General features: G+C 32.0%; 1 protein-coding gene and 4 pseudogenes. 4 read left to right on the plus strand and 1 reads right to left on the minus strand.

Translation table 11 applies throughout. The features are described 5' to 3' along the window. The 4 pseudogenes from ACJ5GX_RS04820 to ACJ5GX_RS04835 all read left to right on the plus strand — a co-directional run. A pseudogene (locus ACJ5GX_RS04820) lies at positions 1-102 on the plus strand (outer membrane lipid asymmetry maintenance protein MlaD); the annotation flags it as partial. A gap of 244 nt (positions 103-346) precedes the next feature. Then, positions 347-1,230: pseudogene (locus ACJ5GX_RS04825) on the plus strand (IS256 family transposase); the annotation flags it as partial. Between the two features lie 76 nt (positions 1,231-1,306). Next, positions 1,307-2,163: pseudogene (locus ACJ5GX_RS04830) on the plus strand (IS630 family transposase). 20 nt (positions 2,164-2,183) lie between these two features. Beyond that, a pseudogene (locus tag ACJ5GX_RS04835) lies at positions 2,184-2,495 on the plus strand (transposase); the annotation flags it as partial. Positions 2,496-2,693: 198 nt separating this feature from the next. On the opposite strand, the gene ACJ5GX_RS04840 reads toward ACJ5GX_RS04835, so the two are convergent. Continuing rightward, positions 2,694-3,512: a transporter associated domain-containing protein gene (locus ACJ5GX_RS04840; RefSeq protein WP_007302250.1), complete on the minus strand. Its 819-nt coding sequence runs from the start codon at positions 3,510-3,512 to the stop codon at positions 2,694-2,696. Between the last annotated feature and the right edge of the window lie 864 nt (positions 3,513-4,376).

A 4,376-nucleotide genomic window follows, 5' to 3' on the forward strand; every position in this document is an offset into this window, starting at 1 on the left:
GATCCTAAATTAATTTCACACGGTGGTAAAATAGCGCATACTCAAGCTGAAGCAAATATGGGTGGAATAGTGGATAAAATTATTGGCATGTTTACAAAGTGAGAATAAGAACACATAAGCCAACTTGGCCTATGTACAATTAAGGGATTTTTCTATCAATAGCTTGAAGTTGTTCAGCGTTTGAATTATCAAGATTTCTGCTAGGTTTTACATTCCTAATAATCTCAACAAATGCTTGTACTTTCAGTATAGGAGTGTTTTTTTTACGTACTTAGGGAAGTGTTAAATAAACTGTATCAAACCGAGAAGTAATAATAAAATAGAAACAAAAAATGGAGGTTTGACAATGAGTCAAGCAAACAGAACTACCGGTTTGGTAGACTATAAAGAATTAGAAACAAATATCTTATCGTCTATACGAGAAGGAAGACCATTGACGGAAAGAGATGGTGCATTAACACCGTTTGTAAAAAGGCTACTGGAATCGAGTCTGGAAGGTGAAATAAAAAATCACTTGTCGGCTAAAAGCGAAGAAAATAACCGAAGAAATTGAAGAAATTCAAAGACTTTACGGACAAGTGTAGGTTCATTTGAGTTATTGACACCAAGGGATAGGGAAGGAAGCTTTGAGCCACAAGTAGTCAGAAAAAGGCAAACAACCGAACTTGAAGCAAAGGTTTTAAGTATATGCCAGTGGCATGGTATATAGAGATATAGCGTCGCATGTAGAAAAGATATAAAATATCTGTAGCAGAGATATCAAGTATTACTGATAAATTATTGCCTGTAATCAATGAGTGGCGTAGTCGTCCACTGCAATCAGTGTATCCAATAGTGTTTATGTTTTTTAAGGTCAAAGAAGACAGGCATTGCGTAAGTAAATACATGTAGAATATATTAGCAGAATGAAAGGAAAGAAGTTTTAGGTTTTTATATAGCAGAAAGTGAGGGAGCTAACTTTTGGCTAGGGATGTTAAATGACTTAAAAGAGAAAGGAGTAGAAGATATCCTGATTGTATGTGTAGATGGGCTAAAAGCTTTCCTACAGCAATAAACAGTGTATTTCCTAAAGCAGAAATACAACTATGTATTGTACATCAGATAAGAAATTCACTGAAATATGCATCGAGCAAAGATGTGAAAATTTTCATGAATGATTTGAAAAAAATATACCGTGCTGCAAGTAGAGAAACTGCCGAAAATTATTTGCTTGAGCTAGAGGAAAAATGGTGAGAAAAATATATAGCTCTTCTCATAATAGTGGAGACAGGATAAAATAGAGACTTAGGGTAATAAGAAGGTAAAAGTGCCAGCAGCATACAGTTATGACTTAGGGAAAAAAGCCATGAAGGAGAGAGTAAAACAGCAGTAGCAAAGAGGTTCAAAATCGGTAGAGTGACATTGTACAAATGGGAGAAAAGGCGGAAAGAAACAGGAATCGAAGAAACTGGGAAATAGAGGCTATAATCATAAAATCACCGATTGGAATGCGTTTGTAGAATTTATAAAAAAGCACGGCGGTAAAACACAATCAGAGGTGGCCAAACTCTGGGGCAATATAAGTCGTCAAACGATTCATAGAGCTCTAAAAAAATTTGGATTTACACGCAAAAAAAGATTTATGGATATGAAGAAAGAAACGAAGAAAAACGAGCTGAATTTCTGAAAGTCATATCGGCAGAGTCCCCTAAAAATTTGGTATATATTGATGAATCTGGTATAGACAATACAGAAGATTACCCATACGGATATTGCAGAAAGGGAGAGAGGTTTCATGCACTAAAATCAGGCAAGAAAACTCAGAGAGTTAGCATGATTGCATCTTTAAATAAGGGAAAAATCGTTGCACCTATGACGTTTGAAGGCTATTGTGATACAGAGGTTTTTAATGGCTGGTTCGAGCAATTTCTGGCACCAACTTTATAGCCTGGACAAACAGTGATTTTAGATAATGCAACTTTTCATAAGTCTAAAAAGATTGTCGAATTTGCCAAAAGGGTTGGTGCAGACATTCTGTATCTGCCTCCATATTCTCCAGATTTCAATAAAATTGAGCATCATTGGTTTGCTATAAAAAACAGAGCCAGGAAAAACATTCCTCTTTTTAAATCTTTTCGTCAAGCTGTCGATTCTGCTTTTCTTCATTTGTTTCCACTATTATGAGAACAGCTATACTTTAGTTTTGGGAAAATAATTGGGAAAATCTGTCTAGTTATTTTAAATATTCCGGCCCTGTAAGAAAATTAATTTATACCACAAATCCTATTGAAGGGTTACATAGACAGATCAGAAAATTTACTAAAACTAAGGGCTCATTTACTAGCACAAATGCCTTCTATGAACAGGTATATTGTGCTATAAAAAAGTTAGGAGAAAAATGGGCTATGCCTATACATGATTGGGCTTTGACTATGTCTCAACTTGATATCTTTTTTTCTTGTAGAGTTGAATTAAAAATGCGGCTTGACACAGTTTATTTAACACTCCCTTTTTGAAAGTTACAGATCGCTAAAAATATTTAAACAACTAATTTTTATAACTTTATACCAAAAAAACTATTCCCACCTTAATTATCAAACAGTAACGTATAGAACTACAAACTTTTGTATATTAAGAAATTGTTTAAATTGCATACCTGGCTACTATGTCTCCTACTTCCAAGATAAAGTACCTTTCACTAAAAAATATTGAATTTAATTTTTGTAATCACTTAAGTCTAGTATTATTTTGTTAATGTATCGTTCATTTGCATCCTTGATGATAAATTTTATACCATTTTTATATCTTATAACTTCATCTACAGAAGGTACCTTACCAGCAATTGAAAGAACCAAACCACTAAGTGTGGCATAATGCTCTTCAGAGTCACACAACTCTATTTTTAGATTTTCCTCTATATCCTTTATAAGGGCCCTTGCCGATATTTCAAACTTATTTTGAGATAATTCAGTAATGGTGTGTTCTGAATTTACCTCATTCTCGTTATCAATATTTGGTATCAATTCTTCTATAAGATCATTTATCGAAATTAAACCATCAGTTCCGCCATATTCATCCAGTACAATAGCTAAATATGACTTGGAAGATTTCATTCTAACAAAAAGATTTGTTGCTTTCATTGAGGCTGGGACAAATATTACATTTTGTATAATATTTCTCAGATTAAAATCTTTATTCTTATTGAAAATGATATCTTTTACGTAAAAAAAGCCTATTACGTTGTCAAAGTTATTCTTATAAGTTGGTATCTTAGCATGGTAAGTGTTTTTCACCTTCTTTATTACCTCATCCTTGCTCGATTCAATGTCTATTGCACATATCTCCTTACGTGGAGTCATTATATCCATGATACTACAATCACGGAATTTTAATAGACTATTAAGTATGTCAAGACCTGACAGATCACCCATTAATGCCTCAGTCGCACATTTTTTTAACACAGAAGTTTTGTTGAAGAGAAAGAAAAAAATTTTGTATGCTATTTTTTCTACTAAAGTTCTTTTCTTATTCAATTTATTCCCTTTAATGGTGAAAATATCTTTAGATAAGGTCTATCAAGAAAACTGTTATTAAATGTTTAATAAGCATGTGAATAATGTCAAATTAATTTGTGAATTATTTGTTAATATAAAATACTAACAATTGATCAACAACTTTCTCAACGACATATACATAATTGTGTAACAATACATGATAGTAAAGTATTTTCCGTAAAAGAAAATTACTAACATTATAAATATCTTACTTATACACATAAATTATAAGGCAAAATCAATAGTATATAGAAGTTATTAACATATTTATCCACAAGTTAAGTAACAATAATTTTTACTGAATTTTAAGTTAATAACAATTTATTGATAGAACTATTATTACTACTATACTTTAGTATAGAAAAAAGTAGATAAAATAGATTGGAAAGCAACAAACCAGCGATAGTAAGAATTATTAAGCAGAATAAGCCAAATGAAAAAGTACCTATTTGGTTAATGCGCCAGGCTGGTAGATCGATCTTTCTAAGTTTCCATTACCACACACTAGCAAAACTACATCTTATTATGTAAGTACAACAAATAATTAAACATACAAAAATAACTGTTGTAACAAAATCTTTTCTAAAGAGCCCATCGGGTTTTAAATTTCCAGAAATAATTGATCGATCTTGCCTGCAAAGTTTTCGGTACACCGTCCCTTACACCCTGTATAATTTAAAGTTGTATATGTCGTAGATGATAAAATCTAAACTGTTATTTAGATTTAGATTTTGTGTTTTATTGTGATCGATCTTAAGCAAAACACAAATGAAATATGTCGATTTAAAAGTAAAATTTTTCCATTCGATGAGCAGTGTACAATTTATGTCCCTAAAAAGGGGT

This window comes from Wolbachia endosymbiont of Tuta absoluta (assembly GCF_059414725.1).